General features: G+C 69.3%; 16 protein-coding genes and 4 pseudogenes. 4 read left to right on the forward strand and 16 right to left on the reverse strand.

Annotated features, from left to right (window positions below; all coding sequences use genetic code 11):
- Positions 1–36: 36 nt before the first annotated feature.
- The 7 genes and pseudogenes from ACZZ93_RS08925 to ACZZ93_RS08955 form a co-directional block, all read right to left on the reverse strand.
- Complete coding sequence (locus ACZZ93_RS08925) at positions 37–765, reverse strand: amino acid ABC transporter ATP-binding protein (protein ID WP_056276496.1); 729 nt, start codon at positions 763–765, stop codon at positions 37–39.
- A complete protein-coding gene (locus tag ACZZ93_RS08930) occupies positions 762–2,240 on the reverse strand; it encodes an amino acid ABC transporter substrate-binding protein/permease (RefSeq protein WP_072590633.1) in 1,479 nt (492 codons plus the stop codon). The genes ACZZ93_RS08925 and ACZZ93_RS08930 overlap by 4 nt, the downstream gene beginning before the upstream one ends.
- A 119-nt stretch (positions 2,241–2,359) precedes the next feature.
- A complete protein-coding gene (locus ACZZ93_RS08935; protein ID WP_072590632.1) occupies positions 2,360–2,890 on the reverse strand; it encodes a GNAT family N-acetyltransferase in 531 nt (176 codons plus the stop codon).
- 96 nt (positions 2,891–2,986) lie between these two features.
- Entirely contained in the window at positions 2,987–4,564 is a 1,578-nt protein-coding gene (locus ACZZ93_RS08940) for a DHA2 family efflux MFS transporter permease subunit (protein ID WP_056276494.1), read from the reverse strand.
- Positions 4,561–4,722 (reverse strand): hypothetical protein, encoded by a 162-nt coding sequence (locus ACZZ93_RS08945; RefSeq protein ID WP_463510905.1) that lies wholly within the window; start codon positions 4,720–4,722, stop codon positions 4,561–4,563. Before ACZZ93_RS08945 ends, ACZZ93_RS08940 begins: the two co-directional genes overlap by 4 nt.
- Positions 4,723–4,976: 254 nt before the next feature.
- A pseudogene (locus ACZZ93_RS08950) lies at positions 4,977–5,171 on the reverse strand (PadR family transcriptional regulator); the annotation flags it as partial.
- 88 nt (positions 5,172–5,259) lie between these two features.
- The gene (locus ACZZ93_RS08955) at positions 5,260–5,475 is read right to left on the reverse strand and encodes a hypervirulence associated TUDOR domain-containing protein (protein ID WP_463510906.1); all 216 of its coding nucleotides are present in this window, start codon (positions 5,473–5,475) and stop codon (positions 5,260–5,262) included.
- A 99-nt stretch (positions 5,476–5,574) separates the two neighbouring features.
- Here ACZZ93_RS08955 and ACZZ93_RS08960 point away from each other — a divergent pair, with 99 nt between their 5' ends.
- Both ACZZ93_RS08960 and ACZZ93_RS08965 read left to right on the forward strand, forming a co-directional pair.
- Positions 5,575–6,453 carry a phosphoribosylaminoimidazolesuccinocarboxamide synthase gene (locus ACZZ93_RS08960; RefSeq protein ID WP_463510907.1) on the forward strand — a complete coding sequence of 293 codons (879 nt, stop codon included), beginning with the start codon at positions 5,575–5,577 and terminating at the stop codon, positions 6,451–6,453.
- Between the two features lie 222 nt (positions 6,454–6,675).
- Positions 6,676–8,031: a uracil-xanthine permease family protein gene (locus ACZZ93_RS08965; RefSeq protein WP_056276489.1), complete on the forward strand. Its 1,356-nt coding sequence runs from the start codon at positions 6,676–6,678 to the stop codon at positions 8,029–8,031.
- Positions 8,032–8,112: 81 nt separating this feature from the next.
- Here ACZZ93_RS08965 and ACZZ93_RS08970 read toward each other — a convergent pair.
- The 5 genes and pseudogenes from ACZZ93_RS08970 to ACZZ93_RS08990 all read right to left on the reverse strand — a co-directional run bounded on the left by ACZZ93_RS08970 (position 8,113) and on the right by ACZZ93_RS08990 (position 14,255).
- Positions 8,113–9,822, reverse strand: a pseudogene (locus ACZZ93_RS08970) (acetyl/propionyl/methylcrotonyl-CoA carboxylase subunit alpha).
- Positions 9,819–11,407 (reverse strand): annotated as a pseudogene (locus ACZZ93_RS08975) (5-oxoprolinase subunit B/C family protein). Before ACZZ93_RS08975 ends, ACZZ93_RS08970 begins: the two co-directional pseudogenes overlap by 4 nt.
- Positions 11,407–12,207: a putative hydro-lyase gene (locus ACZZ93_RS08980; RefSeq protein WP_363519352.1), complete on the reverse strand. Its 801-nt coding sequence runs from the start codon at positions 12,205–12,207 to the stop codon at positions 11,407–11,409. The pseudogene ACZZ93_RS08975 and the gene ACZZ93_RS08980 overlap by 1 nt, the downstream one beginning before the upstream one ends.
- Position 12,208: 1 nt before the next feature.
- Entirely contained in the window at positions 12,209–12,973 is a 765-nt protein-coding gene (locus ACZZ93_RS08985) for a LamB/YcsF family protein (RefSeq protein WP_394194858.1), read from the reverse strand.
- A gap of 4 nt (positions 12,974–12,977) precedes the next feature.
- On the reverse strand, positions 12,978–14,255 hold the full coding sequence (locus ACZZ93_RS08990; RefSeq protein WP_056276475.1) for an NRAMP family divalent metal transporter: 1,278 nt from the start codon (positions 14,253–14,255) through the stop codon (positions 12,978–12,980).
- Positions 14,256–14,428: 173 nt separating this feature from the next.
- On the opposite strand from ACZZ93_RS08990, the gene ACZZ93_RS08995 reads away from it, so the two are divergent.
- Positions 14,429–15,085, forward strand: a complete 657-nt coding sequence (locus ACZZ93_RS08995; RefSeq protein WP_053098594.1) for a GntR family transcriptional regulator — start codon at positions 14,429–14,431, stop codon at positions 15,083–15,085.
- A gap of 34 nt (positions 15,086–15,119) precedes the next feature.
- On the opposite strand, the gene ACZZ93_RS09000 is transcribed toward ACZZ93_RS08995, so the two are convergent.
- Together ACZZ93_RS09000 and ACZZ93_RS09005 are read right to left on the reverse strand one after the other, a co-directional pair.
- Entirely contained in the window at positions 15,120–15,317 is a 198-nt protein-coding gene (locus ACZZ93_RS09000) for a hypothetical protein (RefSeq protein ID WP_463510908.1), read from the reverse strand.
- Positions 15,284–15,784, reverse strand: a complete 501-nt coding sequence (locus ACZZ93_RS09005; protein WP_463510909.1) for a TetR/AcrR family transcriptional regulator — start codon at positions 15,782–15,784, stop codon at positions 15,284–15,286. Before ACZZ93_RS09005 ends, ACZZ93_RS09000 begins: the two co-directional genes overlap by 34 nt.
- 115 nt (positions 15,785–15,899) lie before the next feature.
- Here ACZZ93_RS09005 and ACZZ93_RS09010 point away from each other — a divergent pair, with 115 nt between their 5' ends.
- A complete protein-coding gene (locus ACZZ93_RS09010; RefSeq protein ID WP_463510910.1) occupies positions 15,900–16,703 on the forward strand; it encodes a DUF1266 domain-containing protein in 804 nt (267 codons plus the stop codon).
- A gap of 96 nt (positions 16,704–16,799) precedes the next feature.
- Here the strand turns inward: ACZZ93_RS09010 and ACZZ93_RS09015 are convergent.
- Both ACZZ93_RS09015 and ACZZ93_RS09020 read right to left on the reverse strand, forming a co-directional pair.
- Positions 16,800–17,794: pseudogene (locus ACZZ93_RS09015) on the reverse strand (LacI family DNA-binding transcriptional regulator).
- A gap of 56 nt (positions 17,795–17,850) precedes the next feature.
- Positions 17,851–19,287 carry a GH1 family beta-glucosidase gene (locus ACZZ93_RS09020; protein ID WP_295103424.1) on the reverse strand — a complete coding sequence of 479 codons (1,437 nt, stop codon included), beginning with the start codon at positions 19,285–19,287 and terminating at the stop codon, positions 17,851–17,853.
- Positions 19,288–19,292: the final 5 nt, after the last annotated feature.

Consider the following 19,292-nt stretch of genomic DNA (forward strand, 5'->3'; position numbering starts at 1 on the left):
CGGAACCGGATGGGGGCCTTCGTCATGGAGTACCGCTCAGAGGACCTTCGAGAGGAAGTCCTTCAGCCGCTCGTTCTTCGGCGCGCCGAACAGCTCGGCGGGCGGCGCCTCCTCGACGACGACTCCGGCGTCCATGAACACCGTGCGGCCCGAGACCTCGCGGGCGAAGCCCATCTCGTGCGTCACGAGCACCATCGTCATGCCGCCGGACGCCAGGTCGCGGATGACCTGCAGCACCTCGCCCACCATCTCGGGGTCGAGGGCGCTGGTCGCCTCGTCGAACAGCATGATCTCGGGGTCCATCGCGAGCGCGCGGGCGATCGCCACGCGCTGCTTCTGACCGCCCGACAGGGATGCCGGCTTGGCATCGGCCTTCTCGGCCAGGCCCACGCGGTCGAGCAGAGCCAGAGCGCGCTCCTTCGCCTGGGCCTTCGAGAGCTTGCCGAGCTCGACGGGAGCGAGAGTGATGTTCTCGAGCACCGTCATGTGCGGGAACAGGTTGAAGTGCTGGAACACCATGCCGATGCGCTGGCGCACCTCGTCGAGCTTGACGCTCTTGTCGGTCAGGTCGACGCCGTCGACGATGACATGGCCCGACGTCGGCTCCTCGAGCTTGTTGAGGCAGCGCAGCAGGGTCGACTTCCCCGACCCCGACGGGCCGATGACCGCGACGACTTCGCCGTCCTCGACCGTGAGGTCGATGCCCTTGAGCACGTGGTTGTCGCCGAAGGACTTGTGCAGGTCTCTGACCTCGATCTTGCTCATGCGGTGAACTTCCTCTCCAGGCGGTTCGCGAGCAGCGTCAGAAGCGTGATCACGACGAAGTAGATGATGGCGACGATCGTCAGCACCTGCGCCGACAGGTACGTCGAGGCGATGATCTGACGCGACACGAAGGTCAGCTCTGCGAGGCCGATGACGCTGATGAGCGACGTGTCCTTGAGGGTGATGATGCCCTGGTTGACGAACGAGGGGACCATGATGCGGAACGCCTGCGGCAGCACGACCTTCTGCATCGTCTTCCAGTGTCCGAGACCGAGCGAACGCGACGCTTCGGCCTGGCCCGGGTCGACGGCCTGGATGCCACCGCGGATGATCTCCGTCATGTACGCGCCCGTGTTGAGCGAGAGCGTGATGGCTCCGGCGACGAAGGGGTTGAACGTGAGCCCGGGGAAGAGCTGCGGGATGGCGAAGAACACGAAGAACGCCTGCACGAGGATCGGTGTGCCGCGGAAGACGTAGACGTAGGCCGTGGCCACCCAGCGGAACGGCGCGAAGGCCGAGACGCGGCCGAAGCCGAAGATGAGGCCGAGGATGAACGCGGCCACGATCGCGACGAGCGTCGCGAGGATCGTGAGCCAGAGGCCCTCCATGAGAGCGGGCCAGTACTTCACGGCGACGGAGAAGATGTCGGTCGCCTGCGTGGTCTCCTCGCCGCCGGCGAGGTAGCTGTCGACGATCTCGTCGTACTCTCCGGAGGCCTGGAGATTCGCGAGACCCTCGTTGAACATCTCGATCAGCTCGGGGTTCTGCCCCTTGTTGACGGCGAACCCGTACTCGCCGCCGAGCTCGGGCTCACCGATCAGGCGGAAGCCCGACCCCTGCTGGATCCCGTAGGCGAGCACCGGGAAGTCCTCGAAGTAGCCGACGGCCTGGCCTGCCTTGACAGCGTCGACCATGTCGGTGGTGTCCTGGTAGGGCGTGATGCGGAAGCCGTACTCGTCCTGGTTCTCCTCCGCGAAGGTCTGGCCCTGCGTGCCGGTCTTGACCGCCACGGCCTCGCCGTCGAGGTCGTCGAGCGACTGGATGTCGCTCGACTCGAGCACTCCGAGCTGGATGCCGCTGGTGAAGTACGGCTCGCTGAAGTCGAACGTCTCCTGGCGCTCCTCGGTGATCGACATCCCGGCCATGACCGCGTCGACCTGGTTCGCCTGCAAGGCCTGCACGGCGGCGTCGAATCCGAGCTGACGGATCTCGACCTCGAAGCCCTGGTCCTTCGCGATCGCACGCAGCAGGTCCATGTCGATGCCGACGAGCTCACCGTCGGGAGAGGTGAACTCGAACGGCGCGAACGTGGTGTCCGTGCCGATGACGTAGGTCTCGGAGTCATCGGCCGCGGTCGCGGCGGACGCTCCGCCGAGCAGGGCTCCGACGGCGACGAACGCCGTGAGCGCCATCGCCCCGGCGGTGCGTCCGAGCGCGCGCAGGCGCGCGGATGCAGAGGTGGGATTTCGGATCACGACGGATGCTCCTCAGAGGGGACGGGCGGCAGGATGCTGCCACCGGAATGGTCGTCGACCATCAACCCTAACCGGCGACGACCGGCACCCCTGTCCCGGAGGCGCTTCGCGGATCGGCGTCAGAGCGTGATCCAGTAGCGCCGGAGCATGGCGTGTCCACGCTCCGACTGGTCGCTGACGTCCTGCAGCACGCCACCGGCGCCCTCGATCGTTCGGTAGGAGCCGACGTTGTCGTCGTCGCACGTGACCAGCACGCGCTCGAGTCCGATCTCGCGGGCACGCTCGAGTCCGAGCCGCAGCGCGGCCGATGCGTAGCCCTGGCGACGACGGGAGGCGCGCACCGAGTAGCCGATGTGACCACCCGCCTCACGCAGCCATTCGTTGAGCTCGTGCCGGAAGGACAGGAACCCGACGACCTCGCCGTCATCCACGATCCAGTACAGATCGTTGTGCACGGCATCCTCGGGCAGCTGCGCGGACGTGTCGGAGAGAACCGCCGACTTCTCGATCAGCGCGTCCAGCGTCGCCCGATCCGGGGTGACCGGCGCCTGCAGACCCGACCCGTCGACGTGCCCGTCACCGAACTCGGCGACCGCAGCCGCCCAGGAGTCGAACAGGTCGGTGGTGGGCCTCGTGAGCTCGATCGTCATCGCCCGATGAGATCACATCCGCGGTCACGGCCGCAAACCGGGAGAGCCGGGCCCGCTGCACGATCGCGCAGTCGACCCGGCTCGCCGACGGACCGGTCACGCTGCGGGGGCGGGCGCCTCCGCAGGGGCGGATGCCGCGGCATCCGCCTTGTCGTAGCGGCCGAGGAAGAGCGACGCCACGAGAGCGATGACCATCACGCAGGCCGGCAGCAGGATCGCCTGCGACATGCCGGCGGCGAATCCCTCGGCGACCTGCGGCGGAAGCGATCCTCCGCCTTCGATCCCCGCGGGTGCGTCGGCGAGACCCGGCAGGTTCGCTTCGAGACGCGACTGCATGAACGCGGCGATGGATGCCGAGCCGATGACCGATCCGATGGTGCGGGTCGTGTTGTAGATGCCCGCGCCGGCACCGGCCTGGCGGGGAGGCAGCTTGCGCGTCGCGGTGGTGGCGAGCGGTCCCCACATTCCGGCGTTGCCGACGCCCATGAGCGCCGAGGGCAGCAGGAACATCCAGATCTCGGTGTCCATGTTGATCAGGGCCGAGTACCAGACGAGCGCGACGACCACGCAGAGCAGACCGGGGATGAGGATGATCCGCGGGTCGATGCGGTCGAGCAGCTTGCCGGCGAACGGGGCGAGCACGCCCGACAGCACGGCCATCGGGATCAGCAGCAGCGCGGCCTGCGTCGGGGTGAGCCCTCGCGCCGTCTGCAGGAAGAACATCATCGGCAGCGACATGCTCGTCACGGTGAAGCCGACCGCGGCGATCGCGACGTTCGCCCCCGAGAAGTTGCGGTCGCGGAACAGTGCGAGAGGCACCAGGGCCTCGCTGCGCGTGCGCGCCTGCTGCACGATGAAGAGCGCGAGCACGACGAGGCCGGTGATGATGATGCTCCACACCGAGATCGGTCCCCAGATCACGCCCCAATCGAACTTCTCGCCCTCCTGCAGTCCGAAGACGATGAGGAACAGCGCCACCGCGCTGAGGATGACGCCCAGGATGTCGAACCGGTGCGCACTGGTCTGCAGCTTCGGGACGAGCCTCCACGCGAGCACGAAGGCGACGATCCCGACGGGGATGTTCACGAAGAAGATCCACTCCCAGCCGAAGCCATCGACGAGCAGTCCCCCGACGAGCGGTCCCACGAGGGTCGCGACGCCGGCCGTCGCACCCCACAGCCCCATGGCGGCGCCGCGGCGCTCGGGCGGGAACGTGCGGGTGATCACGGCCATGGTCTGCGGCGTCATGAAGGCGGCGCCGAGCCCCTGCACGGCGCGAGCGGCGATCAGCATCTCGAGCGAGTTCGACAGCCCGCACCAGAGCGAGGCGAGCGTGAAGATCGCGAGGCCGATGAGGTAGATGTTCTTCGGGCCGAACCGATCGCCGAGACGGCCCGTGATCAGCAGCGGCACCGCGTAGGCGAGCAGGTAGGCGCTGGTGACCCACACGACGTTGTCGAGGTTGTTGGTGGTCGGGTCGAGCGCCGCCTTGATCGCGGGGTTCGCGACCGAGACGATCGTCGTGTCGACGAGGATCATGAAGAAGCCGATGACGAGCGCCCAGAGCGCGGGCCAGGGGCTCGCGGGTCGATGCCCGGCGGCGAAGGTGCCGGTCGAGGGACCGGATGACCCGGATGCCGTGGGCCGGCCTCCGGTCGAGGGGGAATCGGTCATTGCTGTGCAGCCTTTCGCTCAGCGAGGTAGCGGTCGGTGTTCTCGAAAGCCGTGGGCCCCCAGGGGAACTCCTCGGCCTCGAGACGATCGAGGAGCGAGTCGAGCCAGCGCAGCTCGGCGTCGAGCAGCACCTCCTGGCGCTCGAACTCGACGAGCACCTGCTCGGGGGCGCCCTTCTGCGAGCACCGACCAGCCCGTCACGGTGCAGCGCGTGGCCTTCGGCGAGCGCGGAGCGGCGCTCGCGGAGGCGGTCGATGACGTCGGGACGCTCGAGATTGTGAGCCTCGGCGAGTGCGATGCGGAACTCGGCCGGGCGCTCGATGATCGACAGCTCGCGACGCAGCCAGGCGATCAGCGCGTCCCGTCCGGCATCCGTGAGCGTGTAGGTGGTGCGCTCGGGGCGGTTGCCCTCTCGGTCGATGCCCACCTCGTCGATGAGACCGGCCCGCTGGAGTCGGCCGACCGTGTGATAGAGCGTCCCGTTCGTGACGGCGAGCAGCCGTTCGTCGCGGCGCACGCGCATCAGGCGCACCATCTCGTAGGGGTGCATGTCGCTTTCGCGCAGCAGCGCCAGCACCATGACGCCCATCGGGGTCAATCGCTGCATCGGCCCCTCCCCAGATGGTTCCGCTTGAAATAGTCCATGTGGACTATACGCCTGGCACGCGTCATCGACAAGACGGCGCCCGCGAGCATCAGCTGCTCAGCTTGCGCAGAGCCGATCCCTTGTGCGCCGCGGTGTCGCCGCTCTTCTCCGACTTCACGATGTAGGCGGGATCATCGTCGCAGGCGGTGAAGCTCTGCCCGGCGAACCGGAAGTCCTTCGTCCGCTTCTCCTCGACGGTGCCGTGCGTGCGCCCCTGCGACGTGTTCCAGCTCACCCGGTCCCCCGTGGAGAGATCCTTCGTCATGACTCCTCCGTTCGTCTTCCGTCGAGCCTCGCCGATGCATCGGAGGTCGCACCAGGGCTTGACACGACACCGGCGACGTCGACCCGGGATAATGGGCGGGTGAGCACACCTTCGGACAGCAACGCGCAGACCATCCCCGGCTGGCGCCACATCTACTCGGGCAAGGTCCGTGACCTGTACGCCTCGGACGACGCCGCCGACACCCGCATCCTCGTGGTCGCGTCCGATCGCGTGAGCGCGTTCGACTTCGTGCTCTCGCCCGGCATCCCCGAGAAGGGCGCGCTGCTCACGCGTCTCAGCCGCTGGTGGTTCAGCGAGCTCGACGATGTGCCCAACCACCTCGCCGAGGGTGAGATCCCCGCGAGCGTCGCCGACCGCGCCATGCTCGCGCAGTCGCTGGAGATGCTGCCGGTCGAATGCGTCGTGCGCGGCTACATCACCGGATCCGGATGGGCCGAGTACACCGAGAGCGGCACCGTCTGCGGCATCCCGCTGCCCGCCGGCCTGCAGAACGGCGACCGCCTGCCCGAACCGCTGTTCACCCCGGCCTACAAGGCGCCCATGGGCGAGCACGACGAGAACATCACCTTCGAGCAGACCGTCGAGCTCGTCGGAGCAGAGCGCGCGGCCGAGCTGCGCGACGTCTCGATCTCGCTCTACACACGTGCCGCCGCGATCGCCGAGGAGAAGGGCCTGATCCTCGCCGACACCAAGTTCGAGTTCGGGACGGATGCCGACGGCGTCCTGCACCTGGCCGACGAGGTGCTCACGAGCGACTCGTCCCGGTTCTGGGATGCCGAGGCCTGGCGCACCGGAACCACGCCGAGCGAGCGCATGGCGAGCTTCGACAAGCAGATCGTGCGCGACTGGCTGGCCGCGAACTGGGACAAGCAGGGTGAACCGCCCGTGCTGCCCGACGACATCGTCGAGCGCACCGCCGCCCGGTATCGCGAGCTCATCGAGCGCCTCGGGGCCTGAGGCCCGGTACCGCCCCCGTCCCTCACTCCGTTTCCCACTCGCTGCTAAGGAGATCTCACCCAGCGAAGGGGCGATCTGCGGATGCGGCCCTTCATTGCGCGAGTTCTCCTTCGTAGCGCGCGGCGACCCCGCCGCTCCTCCGTCCCCCGCGCACCCAGCCAACACTCAGGAATCGGTAGTGTTGCTCCAGCACTCCCACTCCCCCGATCCTGAGGAGCCCGCATGCCCCTGTGGAAGACCCACGGAAACGGACGCACCGTCGAACCCGGTGCCGTCGTCAAGCCCGAAGAGCGCCTGAACTGGCCGGCCACGATCGCGATCGGCGCCCAGCACGTCGTCGCCATGTTCGGAGCCACGTTCCTGGTGCCGACGCTGACCGGCTTCCCGGTCTCGACGACGCTGCTGTTCAGCGGCCTCGGCACCCTGATCTTCCTGCTGATCACGAAGAACCAGCTGCCCAGCTACCTCGGCTCGTCGTTCGCGTTCATCGCGCCGATCACCGCCGCGGTCGCAGCCGGCGGCACCGGATCCGCCCTCGCGGGCGTGGTCGCGGTCGGCATCCTGCTCACGGTCGTCGGCCTGGTCGTGCAGTTCGCCGGCCTCCGCTGGGTCGACGCTCTGATGCCCCCGGTGGTCGCCGGCGCGATCGTCGCCCTGATCGGCTTCAACCTCGCCCCCACCGCGTGGAACAACTTCCGGATCGACCCCGTGACCGCGACCATCACGCTCGTCGCGATCATCCTGTTCGCGGTGCTGTTCCGCGGATTCCTCGGACGCATCTCGATCTTCCTCGGCGTCGCCGTCGGCTTCATCTACGCCGCCTTCACGGGCTCCTTCGAGGTCCCCAACGCGCTGCGCGGGGGCAAGACGCCGGCGGAGCTCATCGCCGACGCCCCCTGGGTCGGTCTGCCCGAGTTCCAGCTTCCCGACTTCGTCGCTCCCGGCACCTGGTCGACCATCGCGATGTTCCTGCCGGTCGTCCTGGTGCTCGTCGCTGAGAACGTCGGGCACGTGCGCGGCGTCGCGACGATGACCGAAGACCCCGCGATCAACAAGCACACCGGTCGCGCGCTGATCGCCGACGGGGTCGCCACGACCATCGCCGGTGGTTTCGGCGGCTCGGGCACGACGACGTACGGCGAGAACATCGGCGTCATGGCCGCGACCCGCGTCTACTCGACCGCCGTCTACTGGGTCGCCGGTCTCTTCGCCATCCTGCTGGCGTTCTCCCCGAAGGTCGGCGAGGTCTTCAACTCGATCCCCGCCGGTGTGCTCGGCGGTGCGACCACCGCGCTCTACGGTCTCATCGGCATCATCGGCATCAAGATCTGGGTCGACAGCAAGGTCGACTTCTCACGACCGGTCAACCAGTACACCGCGGCCGTCTCGCTCGTGATCGGCGTCGCCGGCTTCTCGATGCAGCTCGGCGACTTCGCCTTCGGCGGCATCGTGCTCGGCACGGTCGCGGCTCTGCTGATCTACCACGTGGGCAACCTCATCGCCCGCGCCCGCAAGACCGGCGCCGACGACCCTCGCCCCCTCGAGGCCGTGGGGCCGCTGGGCGGAGACCCCGCGTAATCACGCTCGACTCGCGAACGCGAAGATCCCGGATGCCGCTGCGGCGGCATCCGGGATCTCTGGGTCAGGGCGCGGTAGCTCTCAGGCGATGACGGCGAGCACCGCGTCGGGCGCGACCGAGGCCGAGAGCTCCACGCGGTGCGACAGCGTGCCGGCACGATGGGCGGTGACCGCGGTCTCCATCTTCATGGCGTCGAGCACCGCGATCGGATCGCCCTCGGCGACGCTCGCCCCGTCGTCTGCGAGCCACCGCACGAGCGTTCCCGGTGCCGGAGCACGCAGCTCGGTCGGATCGGATGCGGGCGGCGCACCTCCGGCATCCGCCAGGCCGCCGAGCCCCGTGAGCAGCGCCATCGGGAGCCCGAGCACGACACGGCGCCCGTCGATCTCGACGGGGAAGCGCTGGAGAGCGGCGTCCGGTGCGGGGGCGGGACGCAGTTGCGGCTCGAGGCGCGGCAGCAGGGTGCTCTCGATCCACTGGGTGTGCACCGCGAAGGTCTCGGTGGCGAACGCCTCGTCGTCGAGCGCCAGCAGATCGAACGGGATGACCGTGGCCGGCCCCTCGACGACCAGCTCGCGCAGCGCCCGACGCGCCCGCACGAGGGCCGCGTCGCGGTTGTCGGCATGCACGACGAGCTTCGCGATCATCGAGTCGAAGGCGGGCTGAACGACGTCGCCCGCCTCGATGCCGCTGTCCCAGCGCACACCGGGCCCGCCGGGGATCCGCAGCACCTCGACACGACCGGGGCTGGGCAGGAATCCGCGACCCGGGTCTTCGGCGTTGATGCGGAACTCGAAGGCGTGCCCGGTCGGCACGGGCGTCTCGGTGAACGAGATCCCCTCGCCGAAGGCGATGCGGAACTGCTCGCGCACGAGATCCGTGCCGGTGACCTCTTCGGTGACGGGGTGCTCCACCTGGAGTCGGGTGTTCACCTCGAGGAAGGAGATCGTGCCGTCGGCAGCGAGGAGGAACTCGACGGTCCCTGCGCCGCGGTACTGCACCTCGGCGCAGATCGCCCTGGCCGCGTCGTGGAACCGCGTGCGCTGATCCTCGACAGGCCCGGCGCGGGTGCCTCTTCGATGAGCTTCTGATTGCGTCGCTGCATCGAGCAGTCTCGATCGCCGACGACCACGACGCCGCCGAGTCCGTCACCGAGCACCTGGACCTCGATGTGGCGCGGGCTCTCGAGGAAGCGCTCGACGAAGCACTCCCCCGCCCGAAGGCGGCGATGGCCTCGCGCGTCGCGGCCTCGAAGGCATCCGCGACCTTCGACAGCTCATGCACCACCTTCAGCCCCCGGCCGCCTCCGCCGAACGCCGCCTTGATCGCGATCGGAAGCCCGTGCTCCTCTGCGAAGGCCACGGCCTCCTCGGGGCCGGCGAGCGGCTGGTCGGTGCCGGCGGCCAGGGGTGCCCCGACCCGCTGCGCGATCCGGCGCGCGGTCATCTTGTCGCCGAGCGCATCGATGCTGTCGGGCGACGGGCCGATCCAGATGAGGCCCGCACCCTCGACGGCCCGCGCGAACTCTGCGCTCTCCGAGAGGAATCCGTAACCCGGGTGCACAGCATCCGCTCCGCTCGTGCGGGCCGCGTCCAGCAGCGCATCGATCGAGAGATAGGTCGTCGCAGCGGTGTCTCCCCCAGTCCGACGGCCTCATCGGCGAGCCGCACGTGCAGCGCATCGGCATCCTGGTCGGCGTAGACCGCGATCGACGTGTACCCGGCTTCGGCGCAGGCGCGGATGACGCGCACGGCGATCTCTCCGCGATTCGCGATCAGCACCTTGGTCATGAGGTCTCCTTGACGATGAAACGGATGCGCACGCCGGGCGGCAGCTGCGCGGCGAGGTCGAGACTGCGATCGCTGAGGGCGCCGATGATCGGATACCCGCCGGTGAGCGGGTGATCCGGGAGGAACAGCACGGGCTGACCGTCAGGCGGCACCTGGATCGCCCCGGTGACCGCCCCTTCGCTGGGCAGCTCGCCTCCGACGGAGCGCGCGAGGGGCCTGTCGCCCTCGAGCCGGATGCCGACGCGGTCGGACCGCGGGGTCACGGTCCACTCCTGGCCGGCGAGCGTCGAGAGCGCTGCGGGGTGAACCAGTCGTCCCGAGGGCCGAGGGTGATCTCGAGGTCGACGACGTCACCGGATGCCGGCAGCGTCCGCGGGGTGACATCCGGCTCGACGGGATGCCGTGCGGAATCGCCGATGCGCAGCACGTCTCCGGCAGCCAGCGGATCGGGCCCGAGCCCGGCGAGGGTGTCGCTCGCGCGGCTGTCGAGCGCCGTGTCGACGGCCACTCCGCCACGGACCGCGATGACGTAGCGCAGCCCGCTGGTCGGATGCCCCAGCGTGAGCTCGTCGCCCTCGACGGTGGCGAAGGGCGCGCCATGGGCGATGCGACGCGCCACACCGTCCGCGTCGATCAGGTCGAGCGTCCCGACAGCGCCCGTGACAGCGGCGACCCCGGCGCCCCGGAATCGCAGCACGGCACCGCCGACGCTCTCGAGCACCGCCGCGCCGCTCGCATTGCCCACTGCGCGGTTCGCCTCGCGCATGGCGCGGCGATCGGCGACACCGGACGCTGAGACGCCGAGCGCCGCGAATCCCGGACGACCGGCATCCTGCACCAGCAGCTGCATCGACGGACGCACGACCTCGACGGCCGGGGACGCCGGAGAACCCGGGTCCGTCGCGCTCGCGGCGGCGTCTCGCTCGGTGACGCGCCGCGCGTCGGCACGATCGTCTGCGTTGTCCGACATCACGGCCTGCGCCCGCACCTGCTCGAACCGCACCGTCGTGCCGGGCGACAGCAGCGCAGGAGGGTCGCGATCGATGTCCCACATCAGGGCGTCCGTGCGTCCGATGAGCTGCCATCCGCCGGGGCTCTCGCGCGGGTACACGCCGGTGAACTGGCCAGCCAGGGCCACGGATCCGGCCGGCACACGGGTGCGGGGCGACGAGCGGCGGGGCACATCGAACAGCGGATCACTGCTCACCACATACCCGAAGCCGGGGGCGAAGCCCGAGAAGGCGACCGTCCACTCGGCGGCGAGGTGGCGGTTCACGAGCTCGGATGCCGAGACACCCAGCAGGGATGCCGCCTCGTCGAGGTCCTCTCCGTCGTACCGCACCGGAACGGTGACCTCACCCGTGGCCGGCAGATGAGCGGTGTCGATCTCGGTCGCGGCGAGCGCGCCGGCGAGATCGGCGGCCGACACCGCCAGCGGATCGAACCGCACGAGCACCGTGCGAGCGCCGGGGATGCGCTCGACCACGCCGTGCACGCCGTCCCACGCGAGGTTCAGACGCATCGCCTCGTCGAGGTCGGCCGCCTCGACGAGAAGCGCGTGGTCGGATGCCGTGAGGATGCGCATCAGACCAGGTACTCCGCATCGGGGACATCGGTGATGAACATGTAGCCGGGCGCGTGGGTGATGGCGAACGGCGGCTTCGAGGCCATGATGGCGGCCTGCGGCGTGACGCCGCACGCCCAGAACACCGGCACCTCGCCCTCGCGCACCTCAGGGGCATCGCCGAAGTCGGGGCGGGCGAGGTCTGCGATGCCGAGCGATACGGGGTCGCCGATGTGCACCGGGGCTCCGTGCACGGCGGGGGTGCGGCCGGAGATCTGCACGGCATCGGCCACGCGGTCCGCGGGGATCGGTCGCATCGACACGACCATCTCGCCGCTCAGCCTGCCCGCGGGGGTGCAGGGCACTGCGGTGCGGTACATCGGAACGTTGCGTCCGAGTTCCTGATGGCGGATCGGGATGCCCGCCTGCACGAGCCCGGACTCGAACGTGAAGCTGCATCCGATCAGGAACGAGACGAGGTCGGGTTGCTCCTCCCACGCCTCGGTCGCATCGGAGACCTCGTCGACCAGTTCGCCGTCGCGCCAGACGCGGTACCGGCCGATGTCCGTGCGGATGTCGCTGCCCGGGGCGAGCCGCGATTCCACCTCGCCCTGTTCGATGACCTCGAGCACGGGGCACGGTTTCGGGTTGCGCTGCGCGAAGAGCAGCGTCTCGAAGGCCCAGTCCGCGGGCACCGAGATGAGGTTCGCCTGCGTCAGTCCGACGGCGACGCCGCTGGTCGGCGCGGCGTGCCCCGCCCGGATGGCGGCTCGCGCTGCCCGCGCGGCGGCGAGCTGGTCGGGGGTGGCGAGAACGGTCATCTCAGACTCCCGCGAACGGTGCGATCGTGATGCCGGCGTCCTGCAGCATCCGCTTGGTCTCGGCGGCCATGGCCACCGAGCCGGGGCTGTCGCCGTGCACGCAGATCGACTGCGCGCTGACGGGCACGTCGGTGCCGTCGATCGCGCGGATCACTCCTTCGCCGGCGAGGCGCACCATGCGCTCGGCGACCGCGACGGGGTCGTGCAGCACCGAGCCCGCCTCGGTTCGTGAGACGAGCTGGCCGTCGGGCTGATACGCCCGATCGGCGAAGGCCTCGGCCGCGATCTGCAGGCCCGCACGCTCGGCGACGTCGAGCACGACGCCTCCGGCCAGACCCAGCAGCACGAGGTTCGGGTCGATCGCGCGGATCGCCGCCACCACGTCCTTCGACTGCCGCTCGTCGCGGGCGATCGTGTTGTAGAGCGCTCCGTGCGGCTTGACGTAGGCGACCGTGCCACCGACGGCTGCGGCAAGACCGATCACGGCACCGAGCTGGTACTCGACGTGCGCCTGCAGGGTGGCCGAGTCGATCTCGACCTTCGTGCGGCCGAAGTTCTCGTAGTCGCGGTAGCCGGGGTGCGCGCCGATCACGACGCCTCCGGCCACGGCGCTCTCGAGAGTCGATCGGATGCCCTCGGGGCTGCCCGCGTGGAACCCGCACGCCACGTTCGCGCTCGTCACGAGGCGCAGCATGCTCTCGTCGTCGCTGACCACCCGGTCGGGGACGTTCTCGCCGAGGTCGGAGTTCAGGTCGATCGATGTCATGGGGTCACGCTCCGATTCCGAGGAAGGCGAAGATGGGGCCGACCGAGACGATGCCCATGTACCAGGTCAGCAGCGTCACGAGCGTGCCGGCGATGAGCAGCCACAGCGGGTACTTCTTCGAGCCGAGCAGGTCACGGCGGAACCAGCCGATGTACATGAACACCGTGAGGCCGATGGGGAGGATGAGCCCGTTGAAGCCGCCGACGAAGACGAGGATCGCGGCCGGCGCGGTGCCGATCGAGAGGTAGACGATCAGCGACACGACGATGAAGGCGACGGTGGCCAGCTGCAGCGGCCATCCGCCCCGGAGCTTCTTCGTGAAGGTCGAGAGGAAGGTCGCTGACGTGTATGCCGCGCCGATCACCGAGCTGATCGCGGCGGCCCAGAAGATCGCGCCGAAGATGCGGAGTCCCGCGTCGCCGAGCACGGCGCCGAAGGCCTGTCCCGCGGGGTTCGCGGCCTGGCTCGACAGGTCGAGCGAGACGCCCGAGGCGACCACGCCGAGGACCGCGAGGAACAGCACGTAGCGCATGATGCCGGTGACGAGGATGCCGTTCGCCGCGGCGCGCATGACAGGACCCGCCTGCTCGGGACCGGTGTGACCCGAGTCGAGGTAGCGGTGGGCACCCGAGTAGGTGATGTATCCGCCGACCGTTCCGCCGACGATCGTGGTGATCGTGGCGAAGTTGAGCTCGTCCGGCGCGAACGTCTGGCGCAGCGCCTCGCCGATGGGCGGCTGGGCGATCACCGCGACGATCACGGTCATCACGATCATGCCGATGCCGAGCACGACGAGCACGATGTCCATCACCGGACCGGCCTTCTTGATGAGGAAGATGATGATCGCGAGGGCGGCGGTCAGCGCTCCGCCGAGCTTGGGATCGATGCCGAGCAGCGCGTTCATGCCCAGGCCGCCACCCGCGATGTTGCCGATGTTGAACGCGAGGCCGCCGATGACGACGAGCACGGCGATCACGTGCCCGGAGAACGGGATTGCCCTGTTGGCGAGTTCCCCGGCGCGCATGCCGGAGGAGGTGATCATGCGCCACACGTTCAGCTGCACGGCGATGTCGACGAGGATCGAGACGAGGATCGCGAACGCGAAGGCCGCCCCCATCGTCGCGGTGAAGGTGGCCGTCTGGGTGATGAACCCGGGACCGATGGCGCTGGTGGCCATCAGGAAGATGGCGCCGATCACGGCGCTGCGGCCGGCGCGTCTCTTGGCGGCGGAGAGCCGGACTTCGTCTTCGGCGGACAGCGGGGCTGCGGTGTTCTCTGACATTGCGGGGGATTCCCATCGTCGTTGGTGGGTGTCGAGTGACACCCAGTGTAGAACGGATCGAGCAATATTGTTCAACAACTTTGTTTCCGCTGTGCTACGGCGGAGTTGCATTCGCGTGATGGCGCGGACGCTTCCTCGAACGATCCGCTCCGGCCGCCGCCTACGATGAAGGCATGAACCAGCAGGGCATGCTCGCCGATGCGCTCCGACAGCAGATCATCGACGGCGCCTTCGCACCCGGTTCCCGACTGTCGGAATCGGCCATCGCGGAGCACTTCGGCGTGGCACGCAACACGCTGCGCGAGGCGTTCCGCGCCCTCTCCGAGCAGGGTCTGCTCGAGCACGTGCCGCACCGGGGCGTCTCCGTCGCCTCGCCGTCGATCGCCGACGTGATCGACATCTATCGCGCACGTCGCATCATCGAGTGCACCGCGCTCCTGCACTCCGAGCCGGAGCATCCGGCGGTCCAGCAGATGCAGGAGGCCGTGCTCGCCGCCGAGGCCGCGGCGCACGACGCACTCCTCGACGACGCCGAGACGTGGCGCGCGGTGGGCAGCGCCAACATGGCGTTCCATGTCGCCCTGGTGTCGCTCGCGGACAGCCCCCGCCTGGCCCGCACCTACCGTGACCTCGCGGCAGAGCTGAGACTCGCGTTCCTGAAGATCGACGATCCTCGCTCGCTGCACGAGCCGTTCGTGCGCAAGAACCGCGCGGTGCTCGACACCTTCCTCGCCCGCGGTGCGGCGGCCGGCGCGGCCGAGCTCGAGCGCTACCTCGTGCAGTCCGAGCGCGTGGTGCTCGGGGCCTTCGCCCGGATGCAGCTGGGCTGACGCCGTCCGCGGTGGAGGGTCGGCCGCAGCTCGGTCACTCCTCGTCCCGCAGAGCCCCCGCCGCCCTGGTCCTCGCGTCCGGATCCCGGGGCGCGAGTTGCAGCGGAAGCGGCGCCTCGGGCTCGGGCAGGCCGTAGAGACGCCGCACCCAGCGTCGGGCGTCTTCGAGCGGGTAGGTGTCGCCGTAGACGGCGTACTTCATGAAGACGCCCTCGAGGGTGGTGCGCAGCATGATCTCCTCGAGCGGAGGATCGGCGGCACCCTCTCGCGGAAGATCTCGCGGACGGCGTTCTCCGATGCGATCGCCTGCTCCGCGAACCGGGTCTCGGCCTCGGCGAACATGCGGTGGGTGCTGGGCTGCTGCTGCATCGCGAACACCGCTCGCTGCACCGGGAGGGCGAAACCGGTGGCGGCGAGAGCACCGTCGATGATCCCGGCGAGCCGGACGTCGGCGGGCCCCTCGACCTGCGGGATCGCGAAGAGCGCCTCGTACCAGCGGTCGATCACGGCGGCCACGAGCTGGTCCTTGCCGCCGAAGTGGTAGCTCACGAGTCCCTGCGCGACCCCGGCGCGGCGGGTGATCTCGGCGATGCTCGCGCCGGAGACCCCACGTTCGGCGAACAGGATGATGGCCGATTCGAGAATGGCTTCGCGGGCGCGCTCCCGCGCGGCCCGGTTGTGTTCGTCTGAACGTGCCATCGGTGTCCCGCTCCCCAGCATCGGACGACTTCGGATTTCCCCCGGAGGCTATATATTAGCGACTGAATAGCTGTTCAAGCTATGAGCGGCCCCAGGCCCCACCCTCAGGAGTGTGATGAGCCCGACATCATGGTTCACGCGTCCCCAGAGGCTCGCGCCATCCGAGCGGTTCTCCACCACCGACACCGAGGCGAACGAGATCGCGCTGGGCCTGCTGCAGATCAGCTCCCTCCCGTCCGGGCCCTGGAACGACCCGACGGCCCCCTCGCTGGGACCTGACGACAGGGCGCTCGTCGCCGAGACGTGGGGCATCCACTCCCGTGACGACTGGCTCGGCATGATCGACCACCTCAGCACCGTGCGACGTCGACGCCAGGCCTGGGTGCTCCGTCTGGCTGTCCGCAACGACCTGGACACCGCCCTCGGGCGTGTGCCGACCACGCGGGAGTGGCTCGCGGGGATCGTCGCCGAAGGCGGAGATGCGCGCGACGCGTTGCCGTTCGTGGCCGGCATCGAGCGCATCGAGCGCGAGGTGCGCAGACGAGTCGGGAAAGATGTCGTGACGCCCGATGTGTATGTGCGCACTCTCGACGCGTATGCGCTCGGTCAGGCCGTGGCGATGACGACGTGGGGTGTCGCGCTCGGATACGCCGACGTCGCAGAGGCCCGCCGCATCATCCATCGGATCAACGTCGACACCCGCCCGTCGTTCGTGTCATGGGTCGATTTCGGCCTGAGCTACATCGCCGGACGGGTCATGCACTGGAGCGACGGGAACCTCGACGCGGAGTCGTTCGAGAAGTACGGCGAAGTGTGGACGGATTTCGCGACGGCAGTGATGCCCAAGCGCAACGGCCCGTGGGCGACGCTGCCGTGGCCCGCGACGATCGATCAGCGGTCACGGGACCGGATCGGCTGATCGCCCGAAGACCCACGGATGCGGACCGACCTGGAGGGGCGTATGGTCCGCATCCGTGTTCTTCGGTCGCACCCGTTCGATCCGGCCCGCGCGAGGTCACGACGAGGCGCGCACCACGAGTTCGGTCGGCAGGATCGTCGTGTGCGCCGGGTCGCGTCCGGCCAGGCGCGAGAGCAGCACTCCGGCCATGGCCTCGCCCTGCGCGTACATGGGCTGCCGCATGGTGGTCAGCGGCGGGTCGGTGCTCAGCGCGACCGACGAGTCGTCGAACCCGACGAGCGCCACGTCCTCGGGAACACGGATGCCGGCCGAGCGCAGCGCCGTGAGCGCGCCACGGGCCATGAGGTCGCTGGCGACGAAGATCGCATCCGGACGCCCCGCCGCGAGGATGCGGCGCGCGGCATCCGCTCCGCTGGCTTCGCTGTAGTCACCGGCCTCCTCGGCGAACGGCGAGAGCCCTGCATCGGCCAGTGCCCCGCGGAAGCCCTGCACACGGTCGACGGAGGAGACCATCGTGATGGGCCCCGAGATCGTGGCGATCCGCGTGCGACCGGTCTCGATCAGGTGCTGGGTGGCGGTGCGGGCGCCGGCGACGTTGTCGACGTCGACCACGTAGTCGCCCTCGCGGATGCGCACCGGCCTGCCGCCCCAGACCACGGGCACGGCATCGGCGACCCGGTCGATGAACGCGTCGCTCGTGTGGTGCGAGACGATGAGCGCGCCGTCCACACCGCCGTTGCGCACGAAGCTCGTCATCTTGTCGCCGGGGTCGTCGCTCGCGATCAGCAGGTTGAGCAGGTAGTCAGAGCCGCGGAGCGCCCCGTGATGCCCGCGACGATCGCCGCGAAGAAGGGATCTCCGAAGAACCGCGTGGTGTCCTCGGGCACGATCAGGGCGATCGCGTGGGTCTGTCGGGACGCGAGTGAGCGAGCCGCGCGGTTGGGCACGTAGCTGAGCTCCTCGATGGCCCGCTTCACCGACTCGAGGGCTTCAGGACTCACCGCCGTCGACCCGTTGACGACGCGTGACACCGTCGACCGTGAGACTCCGGCGGCCGATGCCACCTCTTCGATGGTCGCTCGTGACGACACGACTCTCCCTCCGTCCGGCGGCGAGGCCGGATGCTCCCTGGTGACGCCGCCCGGCGTCAGAGAGCGCGAGCGGCGATGATGCGAGCGTACTCCCGACCGGAGTCCTTCAGACTCCGCTCCTGGGTGTCGTAGTCGACGCGCACGATGCCGAACCGCTTGTCGTAGCCCCAGGCCCACTCGAAGTTGTCGAACATCGACCAGTAGAAGTAGCCGCGCACGTCGACGCCGGCATCCGCCGCATCGAGCACGGCGGCCAGGTGCAGGCGCAGGAACTCGGTGCGGTCCTCGTCGTGCACGCGGGTCTCACCGTCTTCGACGACCGCGACGTCGTCATAGGCGGCACCGTTCTCGGTCATGTACAGCACGGTTCCGGCGGGCTCGGCGTACTCGGTCCACACGCGCTGCAGCAGACGGGTGAGCCCCTCGGGCTGCACCTCCCAGTTCTGCGCCGTGCGCGGGAGTCCGCGTTCGACGGGGTGGATGCCCTCGCTCGACGGATACGGGCTTCGACCGACCCGGTCGGTCGCGGGTCCGCCGCTGAGCGGGGTCCGCTCAGGGGCGGGAGCCGTGCCCGAGACGAAGTCGCCGTGGTAGTAGTTGACACCCTGCGTGTCGATGCGCTGAGAGATGACGTCGAGGTCGCCGTCGTGCACGGCATCCGTGAAGCGGGCGACGGCATCGGCATCCACCGACCGGATGTCCCGGATGATGTCGTCCGGGTACACGCCCCGGTAGATCGGGTCGAGGAACCAGCGGTTGAACTGGCCGTCGACGCGACGCGCGGCGTCGATGTCTGCGGGGTTGGTCGGATCGGCGGGGTCTGCGACCGTGTGGTTCAGCGTGATGCCGAGATTCAGGCTCGCATCCCGGCCACGCAACTCACGGACCGTCTCGCCGTGGGCGAGCAGCAGGTGGTGCGCCGAGAGCAGACCCTCGGCGACGCTCGTGTGACCCGGAGCGTGCTCGCCGCCGGTATAAGAGAGGAACGACGAGCACCACGGCTCGTTCAGGGTCGTCCACACGTTCACCCGATCGCCCAGGGCGTCGTGCATCGTGCCGGCGTACTCGAGGAAGCGTCCGACGGTGTCACGGTTGGTCCACCCGCCGGTCTCCTGCAGCGCCTGCGGCATGTCCCAGTGATAGAGCGTCAGCCAGGGCAGGATGTCGTTCGCGAGCAGCTCGTCGACCAGGCGCTCGTAGAAGTCGACGCCCTTCGCGTTGACCGCGCCGCCGTCGGGCCGGACGCGCGACCACGAGGTCGAGAAGCGGTAGGTCTGCAGCCCGAGCTCCTTCATGAGAGCGACGTCCTGCGGATAGCGGTGGTAGTGGTCGCACGCCACATCGCCGTTGTCGCCGCCGATCACGGCGCCGGGCTCCCTGCTGAAGGCATCCCAGATCGACGCGGTGCGCCCGTCTTCGAAAGCCGCCCCTTCGATCTGGTACGCCGCTGTCGCGGCGCCGAACAGGAAGTTCTCGGGAAAGGCACGGGTCATAGGGG

The sequence above is a fragment of the Microbacterium sp. AC026 genome (assembly GCF_979258475.1).

Bases quoted from the DNA above. Each gene is read 5' to 3' on its own strand.
- ACZZ93_RS08925 (WP_056276496.1), bottom strand. From the start codon at position 765: ATGAGCAAGATCGAGGTCAGAGACCTGCACAAGTCCTTCGGCGACAAC.
- ACZZ93_RS08995 (WP_053098594.1), top strand. From the start codon at position 14,429: ATGAACCAGCAGGGCATGCTCGCCGATGCGCTCCGACAGCAGATCATC.
- ACZZ93_RS08965 (WP_056276489.1), top strand. From the start codon at position 6,676: ATGCCCCTGTGGAAGACCCACGGAAACGGACGCACCGTCGAACCCGGT.
- ACZZ93_RS08955 (WP_463510906.1), bottom strand. From the start codon at position 5,475: ATGACGAAGGATCTCTCCACGGGGGACCGGGTGAGCTGGAACACGTCG.
- ACZZ93_RS08940 (WP_056276494.1), bottom strand. From the start codon at position 4,564: ATGACCGATTCCCCCTCGACCGGAGGCCGGCCCACGGCATCCGGGTCA.
- ACZZ93_RS09005 (WP_463510909.1), bottom strand. From the start codon at position 15,784: ATGGCACGTTCAGACGAACACAACCGGGCCGCGCGGGAGCGCGCCCGC.
- ACZZ93_RS08990 (WP_056276475.1), bottom strand. From the start codon at position 14,255: ATGTCAGAGAACACCGCAGCCCCGCTGTCCGCCGAAGACGAAGTCCGG.
- ACZZ93_RS09010 (WP_463510910.1), top strand. From the start codon at position 15,900: ATGAGCCCGACATCATGGTTCACGCGTCCCCAGAGGCTCGCGCCATCC.
- ACZZ93_RS09000 (WP_463510908.1), bottom strand. From the start codon at position 15,317: ATGCTGCGCACCACCCTCGAGGGCGTCTTCATGAAGTACGCCGTCTAC.
- ACZZ93_RS08985 (WP_394194858.1), bottom strand. From the start codon at position 12,973: ATGACATCGATCGACCTGAACTCCGACCTCGGCGAGAACGTCCCCGAC.
- ACZZ93_RS08980 (WP_363519352.1), bottom strand. From the start codon at position 12,207: ATGACCGTTCTCGCCACCCCCGACCAGCTCGCCGCCGCGCGGGCAGCG.
- ACZZ93_RS08935 (WP_072590632.1), bottom strand. From the start codon at position 2,890: ATGACGATCGAGCTCACGAGGCCCACCACCGACCTGTTCGACTCCTGG.
- ACZZ93_RS09020 (WP_295103424.1), bottom strand. From the start codon at position 19,287: ATGACCCGTGCCTTTCCCGAGAACTTCCTGTTCGGCGCCGCGACAGCG.